Consider the following 15671-nt stretch of genomic DNA (forward strand, 5'->3'; position numbering starts at 1 on the left):
CATGGCGAGATCCGGCTACTGCGACAATCGTCGAGTGAGCAGCGGTGATCGTGGTCCACTCGGCGGTGGCTTGGCGCGGGCGGGTGGCGTGTTCGAGGACGACGCGCTCATCGACCGGGTGAATCGGGCACTGCGTAGCATGTGGTCACGTTTGGAGTCGCTGCCCCGGAGTGACGAGTTCTGGTCCCGCACCAACCATCGCACCACCTGGTACAAGGTTGAGGACTTCGCCCACAGATGCGTGGACCGGAATCCGTTGGACGAGACAGCCCGGTGGGCTTTGGTCGGGCTGTCGATGCACGCCGGCTCGTTCGGCGGGCTACAACTCCTTGCCGGGGACGCCGCAGCAGGTGACGAGGTCGTATACGACCTGATTGCGGTGGCAGAGTGGGTGTGGCTCGAGGTCGGTGTCGACCCGGGAGCGTGTCTCGAACAGGCGCTCCTGCGGGTCGGTCCGCCGATGCTACGGCGATTGACGCAGTCCGGCGGACGTATCGGGCGGGCTGCGGCGGCCGCCTCGGCCTTTCTCGCCGGGAAGTCGTTCGCTGAGGCGATCGGCCGCCGACAGTGGGACCTGTTCGTGCATGCCTTGGTGGCACGGGAGGACCGCGATCTGTCGGTCGTGAGTCAGGCGTCGCTCGTGGCTGAGGAGCAATTGCTTGCCGCTGCGCGGGAATGCCTGAACAATGACGCGTCGGCCGTCATCGACCTGATGGATGCGGCTCGGTGGTGGGCCGTGCATCGTGATACCGATGTCATGTACCGGCTTCGTGAACTGCTTGAAGTCGTATCCCGAGACTCGCTTGAGCGGTTCATCGGTGATCAAGGGGACGGGGTGGCCGCGCCATTGCTAACCGCACTCCTCATCGTTGACTGCCAGGGACCCCCGTTGCTCCCAGAGGTGTGAGGAGGACCGACTGCCCGATCGCACATCTGGATCTGCCGCGAAGCGCTCGGCACCGAAGGCAATCGAAGACGTCAGACATGCCGGATGATCGTGGCGTGGAGTACTTTGACCTGTCGCCGTACGACTACCTCGGCTTTCCGCTGCCGATGCGGGCTGTCGGGTGGCTGGGGCGCCGTTACGGGGTGCAGGGCGCTGGCGGGGCGCCGATGACTGGTGCCGAGTTGGAACGGCTCAGGGCCGCCTCTCGGCGGCTCGGCAGCGTCACGCTCGGCTGGCATGACTGTGACTTCTGCGGGGCCTTTGAGGGTAATGGCGAGTATCGCTACTACCTGCCCGGCGGGGAGATCTACGCTGCGCCGATGATGATCCTGCATTACGTTGAAGAACACGGATACCGGCCGCCCGTGGAACTGCGCGACGGCTTGCGGGCGGCCGGGCAACCGCGGTGGGACTGGCGCGCCGAGCGCTTGTGCGCGGTGCTGCTGGACCAGTCGGAGGACCCGGATTTCCGGTGCCAGGCCGCGGTCGACCTCGCGAATTGGAACGACCCGCGTGCGTTGGACGCGTTGCGGCGCGCCGCACACGATGAGGACTTGGTCGATGTGGCGGGAGACGAGATCGGCCGATCGTTAGCAGCGTTCGTGGATCGTGGCCTCGCGAGGGATCTACTCGCCGAGGACTTGCACGTCATGGTGTGGTACGGCATCGACGATGCATCGAGCCGGTGGCGTCTACGGGCATCGCATCTGGCCGCCGACCGGCTTCGCAGCGTATGACGGACGTACGGTGATGCTCGACGCGCGGTCATGCCGAAATCGAGTGCGCGGCCCGGGCATGAGTGAGGGCCCGGCCGCCGGCCAGTCGGATCGCAGATGCATGCAGCCTTCTGCCATCTCAGTCCTCGTCCGGTAGTTGGTCGGGTGACCATCAGCCCAGGTGCACGGCCGGTTTGCCCTCGAGGACCTCGTCGGCGAGGGTGACCGCGTCGGCCAGGATGCGGTACATGACCGACACCGGCAGGTGTGGGTTTGCGGCGGCTGCGCCGGCCGTTGACGGATCTTCGAAGAGCTCGAGCACCCGATGTGGTGACAGTCGTGGATCTTTGGACGTCCACCCCCGCACCGCCGGATGCGGGTCGTTGCTGAGCCGCTCGATGAGTTCCGGCGCTGCCTCGGGATCGAGTACCACCAGGGCTCGTGCCTGCGGGTCGGGCGAGTCCGCTAGCCGGGCCAGCCCGATGCGCGGGAAGCTGGGGTGGGTGAGCAGCCGGCATCGCGTCATCGTTGTGGCTTCCAGGTACGTGTTGAGCACGATCTCGGAGGGGACACCCGGATGGCGCTCGCACAACAGGAGCCGGACGGCGAAGTCGTCATCGGTGGTGAGCGCGGCGATGAGGTCGGGCGTCAGGTGGGGATTGCAAGCGATGCTGCGGCGCAGACCGATGTGCGCCGAGAAACGCAGCGACCCTGGACTTCTGGATCGCGGGTGTCGGTTGCCCAGCGGGCGGGCCGGATCCGGTCGTCGCGTCCGACGTGTTAGTTGATCGCCGCACGTTGCTCCTCGCTGAGCTCGGGGCGCATCGACACGGCGAGCCGGACCGCGGGCGACGGGTCCACCGCCAGCTCGGCGACGAGGTCGGTGGGCAGACTGGGATCGGCGGCAGCGGCAGCGCGCGTCCATTCGTTGTCGTCGCGGGCCTTTGCCTCGGCCTCCCAGCGGTCCAGCGGCGGCTCGTCGGACGGCGTCGATGGCGATCCGGTCGGCCGCAGCCAGGCGTGTAGACCTGCGGCAGCCACGGGCAGTCGACCAGGAACAACTCCAGTCTCGGGTTCCGCTCGAGTAGCCGCTCGTATGCCCAGGTGGGCAGCGCCGGCTGCGGCGTCCACGTCCACGCGAGGAATGGGTCCGGCCCTTCGGCGAGCGCCCGCAGCACGCCGGGCTCTGGGTCCTCGACCAGCCGGGCCCGCTGGTCCAGCGTGACATGCACCGCTTGCGCCAGCAGTTGGCGCACCTTGCGGTCGGGGTGCGTCGCCAACGCCTCGAACTGCTCGTCGGTCCACTCCTCGCGGAACGTTAGGACGAATTCCGTCTCCTTCAATTGCTCGTCGACAAGCCGCCGCAACAGGCCAGCGGGGACGGCGGGGTTGCGGGCCAGGCCGCGCAGCCGGGCCCGGGCGGGTTTGTTGTAGTGAGCGAGGAAGGCGTCGTTGGCGTACAGCGAGACCACCCGGATCGGTCGTCAAGAACCGGCGAGATGCCACCGTAGAAGAAGGACGCCCAGCTCGACAGGGCCGCACGACCGAGTGATCCACGTCGTCGCCAGCGGTAGACTGGCGGTGGTTGCAACCTCCCCCGGCAGGCGCGTTGTTCTGCCGCCGGTAGTGGGTGCTGGCATCGGCTCCACCGCTACGGCCTGCGCCCGCACCGCCACCTCCCGCAGGCGGAAGGCCGACGGGCCCTCGCTGAAGGCTACGATCCCGACGGTACGGACGACTCCAGATACCAGGGCTCGACCTGACGTGGTCGAGCCGCACCACAATCAGACGAAGGACATGCCGCTGGTCGGGGTTCGGTCTGAGGAGCTGTCTCTGGGATGATGTTGCCGTGTTCGGCCAGCGCGCCAGTCTCGAACTGCTTGGCAACGACGCCTTGGAACAGTCGGCGGTGGTGGCCAACTGCACCATGAACCGCGAGCGGCAGCTGTCCGGGGTCAACAGCTACACCCGGGAGCTGGGGTTCAACCCTCTCGACGTTCTCACCGCCGGCCTTGTCGGCGCCGGTCGGGCCGAACCTTCGGCAGCCGCTGGCTGGTTGGATTTGTGCTGTGGCACTGGTCGGGCGCTGATCCAGGCTGCCGGGGAACTGCGTCTGGCAGGGCTGACCGAGCGGACACTCCTCGTCGGGGTCGACCTGGTCGACGCCTTCGATCCCGTAGCGGCACCACCCCTGAACCTGGAGCTGATCTGCGCCTCCGTCGCCAACTGGGCACCAACGCGGACGTTCGACTTGATCACCTGTCTGCACGGACTGCACTACGTCGGGGACAAGCTCGCCGTCCTGACCCGGGCGGCCGGCTGGCTAACTCCCACCGGCCGGCTCGTGGCCGACCTGGACCTGTCCAGCATCCGGCTTCCTGACGGGCGGCCCGCTGGGCAGCGCCTCACCGCCCGACTCCGTGCCGCCGGGTTCTCCTACGACCCCCGTCGCCGCCGGATCAGCCGCACCGGCCGCCGTGAGGTCCGCCTCCCGTACAGCTACCTCGGCGCCGACGATCGCGCTGGCGCCAACTACACCGGACAACCCGCCGTGCATTCCCACTACGCCGAAGACCACTGACCGCACCGGCGACGTCCGCACGTGCCGCGGGTAGCACGCCAGCCAGCGATACGACGGACGTCGACACACGGGCATGGCGCAATCCGAAATTGCAATCGCGTGACCGCCACAGAGCTGCGGTTCGGAACGCGGGCGTACAGGGCATCGCGGCGGGCGCGGCGGTGAGATCCTGGGCGGCATGACAGACCTCGACGCCAAGGCGAATCTCCATCGGTACCTGCGGGAGGCGCGCGAGGCGCTGCTCGGGAAGCTCGACGGGCTGTCTGAGTACGACGTACGGCGCCCGCTCGTGCCGACCGGGACGAACCTGCTCGGGCTGGTCAAGCACGTGGCCTCGGTGACCGCCGGATATTTCGGCGAGGTGTTCGACCGCCCCTTTCCCGAACCCGTCGCGGGCCTGGACGAAGACGCCGAGCCGAACACGGACATGTGGGCCGCGGCCGACGAGTCCCGCGACGACATCATCGGCCTGTGGCACCGAGTCTGGGCACACGCGGACGCCACGATCGAGACGCTCCCGATCGACGCGCCCGGCTCGGTTCGGTGGTGGCGACACACGCCTGTGACGCTGCACCTCATCCTCGTGCACGTGCTCGCCGAGTTGAACCGGCACGCCGGGCACGCCGACATCGTGCGCGAACTGGTCGACGGCCGGGTCGGCTGGCGGCGGCCCGGCGACAACGTGGCCGAGGGCGACGAGGCGTGGTGGGCCGCCTATCGCGAGAGGCTGGAATCCACCGCACGCGAGTTCGCCTGAGGACGCGATCCCCGCGTAACCCGGCGGATGCCGTCCAATTCATCCGAGAAACGTTTGCATTCTGCCAGCGGCCGGCGCAGCCCGAAGCCAAGGTCACATGCACGGATCTGCCGCGATCCGCGCTCCGCAGAGTCACGGCTGGTGACCGTTTAGGCATCCGCTTGTGCCGAGGGCAGCGCGTCGTAGTTACGACCAATCGAGGCCAGCGAAGGTGTCCTCGCCGGGCCGCCAAACCCCGATCAGCGGGCATATGGAGTCATATACCTCAAACTGCGCGATCTCCGGTCCATCTAGGTCGGATGGCTTGGGATTGGTGACAATTTCACCCGAGGCGAAGCTGATCACCAGACCACATTCTGGTGACTCCGATACGGCGGTGACTTCCTGCGAGATGAACGCACAGAGCGCATCCCGATAGCCTGGCTCACCAAACTCGAGGACGGTGTTGCCGGCGGTCACAGCTGGCCAGACGTAGGCGGTAAATCGTGCGTCACCAAAGTCGAGCTGCAGGTAGTCCCTGACGAAGACGACCGATTCAAGCTGCTCCTCGACCAACGCGTCGAGCAGGGACTCTGTCACGCCTAGATCGTCTCACGGCGCCCACGCCACCATTCGCACATGCCGCGGAGCGGGCGCTATGCAGCGTCACGCCGAGCTGACCTGGTTGCCGTCCGGACGTGCCGAGAAGGGTGCGTGTCGGGGGGTTCGGTAAACCACCCGAGCCGATGGCGACTCGCTCACATGGTGAGGACGTACCAGGTCCGTTCGTCGCCGAACTGCATCCACATTCGGTTGTCCCGGCACACTGTTCGCCGTGCCCAGGTGGTTGGGCGGTGGCCGGCGGGAAGGAGGAGTGGCGCTGTCGTGGTGGCTTCGACCGGGCCATCGATGATTCGGGAGTAGGTGACCAAGTAGCGGCCGGCGGCTTGCGGGCCGTGTCCCTGGCCGGCCACGAACGCCACACGCTGGCCGGCAACGATGACGCCACCCGCGGAGCGGACGGGCGTTCGACGTACGCAGCGCACCCCGTCCTGGTCGATCTCCACAAGTGGGAAGCCCGGGTACGGATATGCCCAGGTGCGGTGGGCGCCGACGTTGAGCGCGTAGCAGTCGACCCAGCTTGCTGGGCCGTTCCGATCTTGGGGCGCATACCAGGCGGCGTCGCCGGTCGCGGTCCAGCGAATGAGGCCGGGCATGGACATACTCGTGCGGTGGGGCGGTTGCGTGCGGTTCTGCCTGACCGGATGCGGCGCGCAGATGGAAGCCTCGTCAAAGTAACTGATCCAGATGTTGCCTGCCCGGTCGACCATCAGTTGCTCGATGCCGTCGCCGGCGTGGAAGGTAGTCCGGATCGAGCCGTCGGCGTTGACGATGCGCGCGTTGTGGGGGATCTGTGCCTCGAGTTCGGCGACCGTGGTGGCCGCCGGCCCGGTGGGCATCCGGCATCGTGCTGCCGCCAGGACGAAGCCGTCACCGAGGACGTCGATTTTGGGGAACCGCAGGTCGATTTCTGGTATGGCGACCTCGGTGATATCGCTGCCGTCGATGACGACCGCGGTCGCGGCGTACGGCTGGAGCGCGGCTCCCCGCTCGGTACAGGTCGCATCCGGAGCGACCAGGAGCGCGATGACGCGTCCGGCGGCGTCGACCGTGGAAGCTGCCACATTCCTGTCCGCGTAGCGGTCGGGTAGGGCGCGCCAGATGCGCAGCCGTGCAGTTGGCCCGCTCATCAGGCGGTAGTGGTGTCCGTTCTTTCAACCATGCTTTGATCATGTCCAGAGGGAGGCCCGGATGCAAGGACGGCGACTTGCAACTGGCGGAGTTCCGGATCCGCTAACCGGATTTGCCGCGAAGCGCTCGTCACCGAGGTGACGTCGGTGCCGGTCGCCGACGTCCGGACGTGCCGAGAAGCGGACGTCGCGCTCGATGCCATCGGCTCGCCGGGCCCGCGTTCCTGCCGTCGTCGTGCACGACGGCGATCGGTACGACTAGCGCGCCTGCGGGATGTCGGAGCCGTAACGGGTCGGCCGCCGCCGACACGGCGGTCGATCCTTCGGGGCACCGAGCACCGTGACACACGACCGGGACACCGCAGGGCGCAACCTGTGTAGGAAGGGACAGCCGCCGGACGTCCGACGGTGCGCCCGAAGCCAGCGGCATGCCCACTCAACCCGCCCGAGGTGAGTTCCTCGCCTTATCCGGCCCCCCGGCGCTCCTGCTTCCGCGATTCGAGTATGCGGGCGCCGATCAGGTGCCGACGCGGCGTGTCTCGTAGGCCCACATGACGATCTCGACGCGGTTGCGGGCGTTGAGCTTGCGCATCAGGGCGGCGATGTGGGTCTTGACGGTGCTGAGGCTGATAGACAGCTCATCGCCGATCTCGCTGTTGGTCCGGCCGCGAGCGGCAGCCAGCAGGACCTGTTCCTCGCGAGCGGTCAGCGGCTCGACAGGCTCAGCTGGCACCGAGCGCGAGCGGCTGCTCGCGAAGGAGGACAGGAGCCTCGCGGTGATGTTCGGTGCGATCAGGGCGTCGCCGCGGGCGGCGGCATGGATGGCCTGGGCGAGCATCTCGGCGCCGGCGTCCTTGAGGAGGAAGCCTCGGGCGCCTGCCTTCAGCGCGCCGTAGACGTACTCGTCGAGGTCGAAAGTGGTGATGACGACGACGGCCAGAGGATCGGCGACGTCGGCCCCGGCGAGCTGGCGGGTGGCTTCGATCCCGTCGACCTCGGGCATGCGGATGTCCAGCAGGCACACATCGGGACGCAGCGAACGGGCCATGGCGATCGCCCGGCGGCCGTCGGCGGCCTCGCCGACGACGGCGATGCCCGGTTGGGCGTCCAAGATCATGCAGAGCCCTGCCCTGACGATGTCCTGGTCGTCAGCGACCAGCACGCGGATGGTCATGACACGCGCGCTGTCCGAGGCAGCGAGGCGTCGACGCTCCAGCCGCCGTCCGGGCCAGGTCCCGCCCGGAGGGTGCCGCCGAGCAGGCTCGCCCGCTCGGCCATGCCGCGCAGCCCGTAGCCGGCGTGCGAGGAGCTGGTCGTACTCGCCTCGCCGTCATCGCGCACTCGCAGGTGCACCTGGCTGCGGGATGCGGTGACGTCGACGGTGACGTGGGTGGCGCCGGAGGCGTGGCGGGTCGCGTTGGTGACCGCCTCGGCGGCGATCAGGTAGAGGGCGGTGCTGACTGCTGGCTCAACGGCCTCGACGTCACCGGAGACCTGCACGCGGACGCCCAGCACCTCGCCGCCGGGACGAGCGAGTCGTTCGACGTCCACCACCCCTCGCCGGGGGGCGAGATCGGCGTCCGTTCCGTCGCGCAGCACGCCTACGAGGGCTCGCATCTCCTTGAGCGTCCGGGACGCCTCTTCCTCAATGGTGACCAGGGTAGCCAGCGCGCGCTTCGGATCTGCGGCGGACAGCGCGCGACCTGCCTGTGCCTGGACGGCGATGGCCAAGACGCGGTGGCCGACCGTGTCGTGCAGCTCGCGGGCGAGTTCGTTGCGCTGGTGAAGCCGCACCTGCTCGATGTCACGGTCGTGGCTACTGGTGCGGTAGCGCACTGCCGCGCCGAGCGCGGCCGAGAACAGGAAGAAGCCGTAACCGGCGACCTTCTCCGCGGGTGAGGTCGGGTCCGCGACGAGGGTGACGGGTAGCCAGATGAGGATGATGCCGAGTCCGAGGGCAGCCTCGCGAGCTGCTCCCCAGCGCAGCAGGGCGTAGGGCAACACAAGCAGCCCTGCGATGCCCAGCAGACCGGTGACATCAATGACCGCGATCCTCGCGATGTCGAACGCGAGAACGGCTCCGAAGGCAACGGTGACTGCGGCCAGCGGCCGCGTGCGTCGCCACAGCAGGCACGCCGCGACCACGACGCTGACACCGACCAGCAGCGGCGCCCACGCCCTGTCGTCGCGCAGCAGTACCTCGACAAGCGAGATCGCGACAAGAGCCGAGGACAGCGCCCAGTCCCGCCAGACCCGCACCGGCGGGCGTGCGGGGCGAGGCTCAGCCAAGATCCCAGCACGCATGCTTCCCCCTCCCGGACAACGTAAGGGGGCCGCCGCTCGGGCGGATCAGCCGAAAGTACTGCGCATGTCCCGCGCCTGCGGCCAGGACCGCTCGAGCCCGCAAGCGGATGTAGCGCCCGTCAACGCTGGTCATGGTTAAGACATCGAGTGAGCCGACCCGGCTGACGCCAGCACACAGGAGACGTGATGACCAGAACCGACAGACCAGCCGGTGCGCTCCAGGAAGCGCACATCCCGGTCCAGGCGAAGCTCGCCGCAGCCTGGGCCAGCTTCATGTTCCTCTACATCTACGTCGACTACCTCGCCCTATACAAGCCCGGCTTCATCAACGACATCCTGGCCGGCGTCGTTCATGAGTTCGACACCGGCCCAACCTTTGTCGCCCTTGCGCTCACGCTCGTGGCCATCCCGATCCTCATGATCCTGCTCTCCACGACACTCCCCGCCCGTGTCAACCGCGCCACCAACCTCGTCGTGGCAACGCTCTACATTCCCGTCTCGGTGTACAACGCGGAGGGCGAGTCCTGGACCTACTTCTACTTCTACGGCCTCTCCATCGGACTCGAGCTGCTGCTCCTGGCCTTCATCCTGCGCGCCGCATGGACCTGGCCCCGGACCATTCGAGCCACCGCCGGCCGCGACCCCGCCCAGGCCCGGGTGTGACGCTCGAGGCAGGCCCGGTGTGCGGGATCGCTGACAGCGGCTCCGGCAACAGCGACCGCGAGCAGCAGCACGATCCAGAGCGGGATGGCGCCGACGTCGCGCAGCACCACGGAGTCGCCCGCCCCGTCGGTGAGCAGCAGCGTGAGCACGAACAGCACGGCGGCGAGGACGGCGTCGGCCAGCGCGTGAACGGGCCTCGGTGCACTGGATCAACGTAGGCGCGTCCGGGGCTGCCGCAGCTAGCCGACACGCTGCCGCTGCTGCTCAGCGCGGTGTTGGCGGCCTCGTTCCTGCTGCTGATGGTTGTGTTCCATTCGGTCACTGTGGCGCTCAAGTCGACGGTCGGGAACCTGCTGTCCATCAGGCGCGGCCTACGGCGTCGTCGTCGCGGTGGTCCAGTGGGGCTGGCTCGGCGGGCTGATCGGCCTGCAGGACACTTACCTCATCGCCTCGCCGCTGCCGGCCATCTTCTTCGCCGTGCTGTTCGGACTGTCGATGGACTACGAGGCTTCCTCCTGTCGCGCATCCGAGAGGCGTACGCGGCTACCGGCGACTACGTCGAGTCCGTCGCCCGCGGGCTGGCTGCCTCGGGACACGTCATCACCTGCGGCGCGCTGATCATGATGGCCGTCTTCCTGTCCTTCGTGGTCAACCCGAACCCGTTCGTCAAGATGATCGGGATCGGGCTGGCGGTCGCGATCGCGCTCGACGCAACCGTGGTGCGGATGATCCTCGTCCCGGCGACGATGGCGCTGCTCGGCCGTGCGAACTGGTGGCTGCCGGGGTGGCTCGACCGCTAGCTCCCGCAGATGCGTGTGGAGGGGCAGGAGGCAACGGCCCCCGCGCTGGCGCCGGTGCCGCCGGTGCCGGTGCCGGTGCCGGTGGGATCGCCCGTCGGATGAGCCGGCGGTACGCCTTGCCTGCGCGGTCGCCAGTGGCCGCAGTGCACACGACGAGAAGACGGGATCAAAACGGCGCGCTCGCCCGAGCCGAGTTGATTGCACCCGCCAGGGTTCAATTACATCGGCCGTCGCTTCTGGTCCTCTGAACATCCGCTCAGGCCGCAAGCAGCGCGCGGCGGCGCTGACGCGTCCGTCACTACCGGTATCCGTCGACCCATGCATGTACCGGTGCGACAACGTTCGGACATGCCGATGGGCGCGCGTGCCTTGCCGGGATAGCGTTGGTGGCGTGACGGAGCCTGACTACAGCCTCGCGAAGATCACGCTCCTGGAGTTCGACGACTCCGTACGCAAGCTGCCCGGTATGTATTTCGGGGTAGGCAGGGAAGATCCTCGTCTGGCGACTCGGGTGCTTTGCGCGGTTGTGGGGCACGCGTTTCATCCGGCAACCAGGGTCGCCGCGAGCCACACGCCCGACGTCGTAGCGGAGATCACCGCTGATCTCACCTTCTCGGTGACCGACGACCAGGCGGACATCCTGACCGGCCGGGGCATGCCGAAGTTCGGCTACTACGACTCGCTACTCACCTGCGATCGGTGGTCGAGCGCCGCAGCGGCGGCCGTGAGTTCGCAGACCTTCGTCGAAGTCTGGCGACATGGGCGCGGTTTTCGGCAGAGCCTCGTCGGCCTACGGCCGGTCGAGCCACCTGCGGAGTTCTCCGCTCCCGCCGGAGCCGGCACCCGTGTGGCCTACATCCTCGATCCCGCCTACTTCGGCTCAGCCGCGATCACAACCGATCTCGCCAGCCTCGACGTGCACGGCCCGCACTGCACCAACACCACGGGGCCCGGCAAGGTCGTCATCCGAGACCGCAGAGAGCGGAGCCACCCGAACGAATACCGGTGTGCCTGACTCGGGCATCCGGATCTGCCGCGACCAGCTCATATTCCAGGGCTCCGAGCGCTAGACGGGCGGTCAGGAACGGGCACGACGGCGAATGGTGGGCGGCGAAGTCGGAGACCGCTGCCATACTCCCGCGTCATGAGTGTTGACGAGTTCTGGAACGTGGTGGCGAAGGCACGGGAGTCTGCGGCCGACCCCTCGGACGCCGAGGACGTCGCCGAGCAGACACTGCGGCTGCTGGCTGCCCTGCCGGCCGACAGGATCGCGGAACTGGCGCAGCCGCTGTGGGATCTGCGTGCGCAGTCGTACGGGTGGGACCTGTGGCAGGCGGCCTATCTGATCAACGGCGGTTGCTCCGACGACGGCTTCGAGTACTTCCGCGGCTGGCTGCTCACACAGGGGCGTGAGACGTTCGAACGCGCTGTGGCAGACCCGGATACGCTCGCCGACCTGCCGGTGGTCCAACGCGTTGCCGCCGACGGCTGGTTCGATCTTGAATGCGAATCCATGTATGGCGTCGTATGGGACGCATACGCGGTCGTATCAGGGAGCATGGAGCTGCCCAGTGCGGTCACTGGCAGATACCCGGAGCTCGGCCAGGGCTGGGACTTCGAGGACGACGGCGAGGTCCGTCGGCGTCTGCCGAGGCTCGCCGCGCTCTTCATGGATTAGTCGCGTCAAGCGGATCTGCCACGGAGCGCCGTCATGCCGATGAGAGGGCGTCGCGGTCGCTGTTGTACCGATGTGAGTTCGCCGAGAAGTGGCCGTGAGCGCCGGCCTGGCCGCACAGGTCTTGCATGGCGACCGTACTTCTCGGCGATGCGCGGGTCCGCTGGCAGACGCTGATTGTCGGCGGGCTACAGGTTGTTGATACGGGCCAGTAGGTCTGCCTCGGTCAGGTTTTCCAGGGCCGCGTCCTGCTTGCGGGCCAGGACCGCCAGCAGCTTCTCCTTCTCCAGCTTCTTGGCCGCCGCCGCCTTCGCCGCCTGGTCCTCCGTGAGACGGACGGCGATGACGTGCTTGACGACCTCCAGCTTGGTCTCCAAGGTTGCCTTGGCTGGATTGGCCTCGGTGGCCACGAACGACTCGGTGTCCACGGCCTTGAGCTCGGCGTTGACCGCCTTGGCCACATCATCGAGGCTGAAGCCGGACTTGGCGGTCAGCGGAAGCTCCCACAGCTGTTCCGTGGTCAGCAGTCCCTTGACCGACGGATAGCGGAACTTCTCCCGTGTGGCCTTCTCGAAAATGGTCACGGTAGCCTCTCTGAAATATCTGGGTAGGGAATCAGAACTGGATGCTGATGAGGCGGCGCCGGCCGCCGGTCATGGTCACCTTGGCGACCACAGAGCTGCGGACCGTGGAGCTGAAGCCGAGGCCGGAAAGCTGATCCGGAGACGGCTCGCACTTGGTGCGGTCGCCGAGAACCTCGAACACCTTGCGGTGAGGTTGCAGGTCGCTGCGGAGAAACTCGTTGTAGATCCCCCGCGTCGGCTGGTCGTTCACGCACCCCTTCAGGATGAAGAAGTAGTGCCGGTTGCCGACCTCGTTGTCGTCGAAGTAGTTCGGCGAGTACATGATGGTGGACACCGGTACGAACTGTTCCGTGGTGACGCCCCACAACTCCTTGCCCGCACTGCCCCGCTGCACGTCCTTACCCGGCCGGAAAGCGGTGATCACCCCGCCGGCAACCGTCATCCGGCCCACCTCGACGGTCTCCTTGTGGCCGACTGCGCGCTCGTGGCTGTAATGCTCAATCTTCCCGTTGCTCTCGGTCTCGATCACGAAGCCGACCTGGGTGCTGTCCCGCTTGCGGTACTGGTTTACCTCGATTCGGTACTCACCGTCGGGGACACGGTCGGTCCAGGTGACGTTCTCCACCGGCTCGCGGGAGAGCGTCCCGCCCGCGTTCATGTCGACGTCCAGCTTGTTGCGCTTCTCCTGGTACCAGATGTGGTCGCCGTTGGGTTCGAACACGTGCAGGTCTAGGTCGTCGTGGTTGAACCAGGACAGGCTCACCCGCAGCTTGCCGGTGACGTTGCCGCCGGCCCGCTTGACCTTCTCCCTGATCGAGTCGGTGACGTTGCCGCCGTACGACCAGCCGAAATCGTTGTCCCACTTGAACAACCGCGGAGCAGTCGGGCGCCGGCCAGTGGTGAGGCTGACGAGGTGCGGCTCGTAGGTGTTGGCGACCCACAGGTCGATGGTGGCGGCGCCGGGCAGGATGTCCTTCATGAAGGAGACCACGGGAATCTCCTCCGGCTTGGCGTCGCGTAGGAGCGCACCTGACGACCGGGTGGTGGCCGCCTGCATGAGCAGCCCTTCGATGCCGTCCTTCATCCGTGCCTGGGTGTCGTTGTCGACCCACAGCACGTTGGTGACCGACACGTCGGACAGCCGGGCGAACCGTCGCTGCAACGACTCCTCGATACCCAGCTCGGCAATGGTCCTCATGGCGGCCTTGACCATGCCCGGGGTGATCAACGCCGTGGGGCGCTGGTAATTCTGCGGCGCCACCTTCGCCTCGAACGACCGGACCGCCTGCTCCAGGTCGACGCCCGCGGAGAGATCCTGGACGAGGGTGCCGATCACCGTGTTGCGGAACCGGGCCGCCGGGTTCATGGCGTTGGCGAAGACGAAGGCACGCCGGTCGGTCGCCTGGGTCCACCGGTTCTGCAGCGAGCGGAACTCGGTCACCGCCCGGCGATGCTCCGCGCCGCGGTAGAGGGCGTTGTCGTCGACGAGGTCGACGACGGTGTCCAGAGCGTGCCGGGTCAGCTCGGCCAGGCCACGCTGGAAGACCTGCACCGCGGCGTCAAAGTTGCCCTGTGCCGCGCCGACGTCCTCGGTGCGATGCCGCTTCTCCACCCGGCCGTGCAGGTGGTGCCACACCTCGACCTGGCCGTCGCGCAGCGTTCGGGTGGTCTTCGTCCCGTACTGCGCCTGACTGGACCGGAAGATGGTGGACAACGGCAGCGAAAGAACGAACTCGTCCAGAGCGGCGGCGACGACGGAGAAGACCGGGTCGGATGCCGACACCCCGGACCAGACGGTACGGACCCGCCCGTCGTGGATCTCGACGACGTTGCCGAAATGCTTGATGAAACCGCGGCAGGTCGAGCAGTCGTACTCGGATCGCTCACGGAACCGCAGATTGGTGCCGGCGGGGAAGGAATCGAGAAAGGTGAGCCAGAGTGAGTCCCGGTCGAGACCGTCGCCGACGGCGTACAACTCACCCCTGGACATCGTGGACAGGCGCGAAGTCACATCCGTCACGAACTGCTGGAAATCGCCCACCGTTTCATCCCCCTTGATCGCCGGAGATCCTACGCAGCGAACGCCAATCGGAGAAACGCGTTTCCGGCTGTCCGCACGGTCACAGACGGGCGCCGGTGGCCGGCGGTCAGCCGACCGGAGCGCGTACGGCGGTGGGGTGCCGGGCCGGCGGTCAGCAGTTTCCGCCAGTTGGCCGGTGGCGCCGTTGAGTAAATCTTGACTCACGCTGTGGTTGCCTTCCCGGGCACCGACAGGCCAGCGCCGTGCACGCCTACTGGGCGCTGGCCACCACCGACGAGACCGCTCGCGCGGCGATCCGCCGCACCACGACAGCCCTTAGCGTCGAGCGCGCCGTCGGAGGTGCGCCGATTAGGCAGGACTGGCCCCACCTTCGTCTCACCGCGATGCACACGATCCTGCGCGCCAAGTTCAATCAATACCAAGAACTCGCAGACGTGCTCCTTGGGACCGGCGACGGCCGCATCGACTACAACATCAGCTCGGCCTACTGGAGCGGTGGTACGAAAGGCCGCAACTGGCTGGGTCGTCTCCTGGAGCTTGTGCGGTCAGAGATTGTGGCTCAACGGGCCGGCTTCCTCCCGTAGAGGGTGAGCGCGTTTCCGTATCGGCCGCTGACGTCGGCGCTCGTTAGACCCGGCAGGACTGAGCGACGCGCGCACATGCCGCTGATGGCGCGTCTCGACCGGTCTCGAGGATCGCATGCCCCAGCGATAGGCGGCACGCCAGTTACGCACCGTGACAGCCGAGCCCGGAGAAAGCCGGCCAACTGTCACCCTTCAAGTGAAGTCGATGTGTAACAGATCAAGTGGGACCCGTCATCGCCGGCCGCCGGCTGTCCGGTCTCGGGACCTGCATGACAGATCGGTATCAGGAC

The 15671-nt window shown here is 67.4% G+C and carries 17 protein-coding genes; 9 read left to right on the plus strand and 8 right to left on the minus strand.

What is annotated here, in order from left to right; genetic code table 11:
- Nucleotides 1-34 precede the first annotated feature (34 nt).
- Nucleotides 35-907, plus strand: coding sequence for a hypothetical protein (locus ABT006_RS24970; RefSeq protein WP_350710137.1), 873 nt, complete (start codon nt 35-37; stop codon nt 905-907).
- Between the two features lie 95 nt (nt 908-1002).
- Nucleotides 1003-1683, plus strand: coding sequence for a HEAT repeat domain-containing protein (locus tag ABT006_RS24975; protein ID WP_350710139.1), 681 nt, complete (start codon nt 1003-1005; stop codon nt 1681-1683).
- Nucleotides 1684-1834: 151 nt separating this feature from the next.
- Here the strand turns inward: ABT006_RS24975 and ABT006_RS24980 are convergent, their stop codons facing one another.
- Both ABT006_RS24980 and ABT006_RS24985 read right to left on the minus strand, forming a co-directional pair.
- Nucleotides 1835-2218, minus strand: a complete 384-nt coding sequence (locus tag ABT006_RS24980; RefSeq protein WP_350710141.1) for a hypothetical protein — start codon at nt 2216-2218, stop codon at nt 1835-1837.
- Between the two features lie 224 nt (nt 2219-2442).
- A complete protein-coding gene (locus ABT006_RS24985) occupies nt 2443-2703 on the minus strand; it encodes a hypothetical protein (RefSeq protein WP_350710143.1) in 261 nt (86 codons plus the stop codon).
- Nucleotides 2704-3511: 808 nt separating this feature from the next.
- On the opposite strand from ABT006_RS24985, the gene ABT006_RS24990 reads away from it, so the two are divergent.
- The gene (locus ABT006_RS24990) at nt 3512-4243 is read left to right on the plus strand and encodes a class I SAM-dependent methyltransferase (protein WP_350710145.1); all 732 of its coding nucleotides are present in this window, start codon (nt 3512-3514) and stop codon (nt 4241-4243) included.
- A 178-nt stretch (nt 4244-4421) separates the two neighbouring features.
- Entirely contained in the window at nt 4422-5000 is a 579-nt protein-coding gene (locus ABT006_RS24995; protein ID WP_350710147.1) for a DinB family protein, read from the plus strand.
- A gap of 186 nt (nt 5001-5186) precedes the next feature.
- On the opposite strand, the gene ABT006_RS25000 is transcribed toward ABT006_RS24995, so the two are convergent.
- The 4 genes from ABT006_RS25000 to ABT006_RS25015 form a co-directional block, all read right to left on the minus strand.
- Nucleotides 5187-5579: a hypothetical protein gene (locus ABT006_RS25000; RefSeq protein ID WP_350710149.1), complete on the minus strand. Its 393-nt coding sequence runs from the start codon at nt 5577-5579 to the stop codon at nt 5187-5189.
- Between the two features lie 158 nt (nt 5580-5737).
- Nucleotides 5738-6730, minus strand: a complete 993-nt coding sequence (locus tag ABT006_RS25005; protein WP_350710151.1) for a hypothetical protein — start codon at nt 6728-6730, stop codon at nt 5738-5740.
- A 517-nt stretch (nt 6731-7247) separates the two neighbouring features.
- A complete protein-coding gene (locus tag ABT006_RS25010) occupies nt 7248-7904 on the minus strand; it encodes a response regulator (protein WP_350710152.1) in 657 nt (218 codons plus the stop codon).
- Nucleotides 7901-9034, minus strand: a complete 1134-nt coding sequence (locus ABT006_RS25015) for a sensor histidine kinase (protein ID WP_350710154.1) — start codon at nt 9032-9034, stop codon at nt 7901-7903. Before ABT006_RS25015 ends, ABT006_RS25010 begins: the two co-directional genes overlap by 4 nt.
- Before the next feature lie 186 nt (nt 9035-9220).
- Between ABT006_RS25015 and ABT006_RS25020 the strand changes: the two genes are divergently transcribed.
- From ABT006_RS25020 to ABT006_RS25035, 4 genes are all read left to right on the plus strand, one after another.
- Nucleotides 9221-9697, plus strand: a complete 477-nt coding sequence (locus ABT006_RS25020; protein WP_350710155.1) for a DUF6326 family protein — start codon at nt 9221-9223, stop codon at nt 9695-9697.
- A gap of 272 nt (nt 9698-9969) precedes the next feature.
- Nucleotides 9970-10497: an MMPL family transporter gene (locus tag ABT006_RS25025; RefSeq protein WP_350710157.1), complete on the plus strand. Its 528-nt coding sequence runs from the start codon at nt 9970-9972 to the stop codon at nt 10495-10497.
- Nucleotides 10498-10888: 391 nt separating this feature from the next.
- On the plus strand, nt 10889-11512 hold the full coding sequence (locus tag ABT006_RS25030) for a DNA topoisomerase IV subunit B family protein (protein ID WP_350710159.1): 624 nt from the start codon (nt 10889-10891) through the stop codon (nt 11510-11512).
- Between the two features lie 129 nt (nt 11513-11641).
- Nucleotides 11642-12175 carry a DUF4240 domain-containing protein gene (locus ABT006_RS25035; RefSeq protein ID WP_350710161.1) on the plus strand — a complete coding sequence of 178 codons (534 nt, stop codon included), beginning with the start codon at nt 11642-11644 and terminating at the stop codon, nt 12173-12175.
- A gap of 185 nt (nt 12176-12360) precedes the next feature.
- Here the strand turns inward: ABT006_RS25035 and ABT006_RS25040 are convergent, their stop codons facing one another.
- Together ABT006_RS25040 and ABT006_RS25045 are read right to left on the minus strand one after the other, a co-directional pair.
- Complete coding sequence (locus ABT006_RS25040; protein WP_350710162.1) at nt 12361-12756, minus strand: hypothetical protein; 396 nt, start codon at nt 12754-12756, stop codon at nt 12361-12363.
- Between the two features lie 31 nt (nt 12757-12787).
- Complete coding sequence (locus tag ABT006_RS25045; protein WP_350710187.1) at nt 12788-14797, minus strand: DUF8224 domain-containing phage-derived protein; 2010 nt, start codon at nt 14795-14797, stop codon at nt 12788-12790.
- A gap of 242 nt (nt 14798-15039) precedes the next feature.
- Here ABT006_RS25045 and ABT006_RS25050 point away from each other — a divergent pair, with 242 nt between their 5' ends.
- Nucleotides 15040-15381, plus strand: coding sequence for an NADAR domain-containing protein (locus tag ABT006_RS25050; protein ID WP_350710164.1), 342 nt, complete (start codon nt 15040-15042; stop codon nt 15379-15381).
- Nucleotides 15382-15671 lie beyond the last annotated feature (290 nt).

The sequence above is a fragment of the Micromonospora sp. NPDC002717 genome, assembly GCF_040295705.1.
Classification (GTDB): Bacteria; Actinomycetota; Actinomycetes; order Mycobacteriales; family Micromonosporaceae; genus Micromonospora.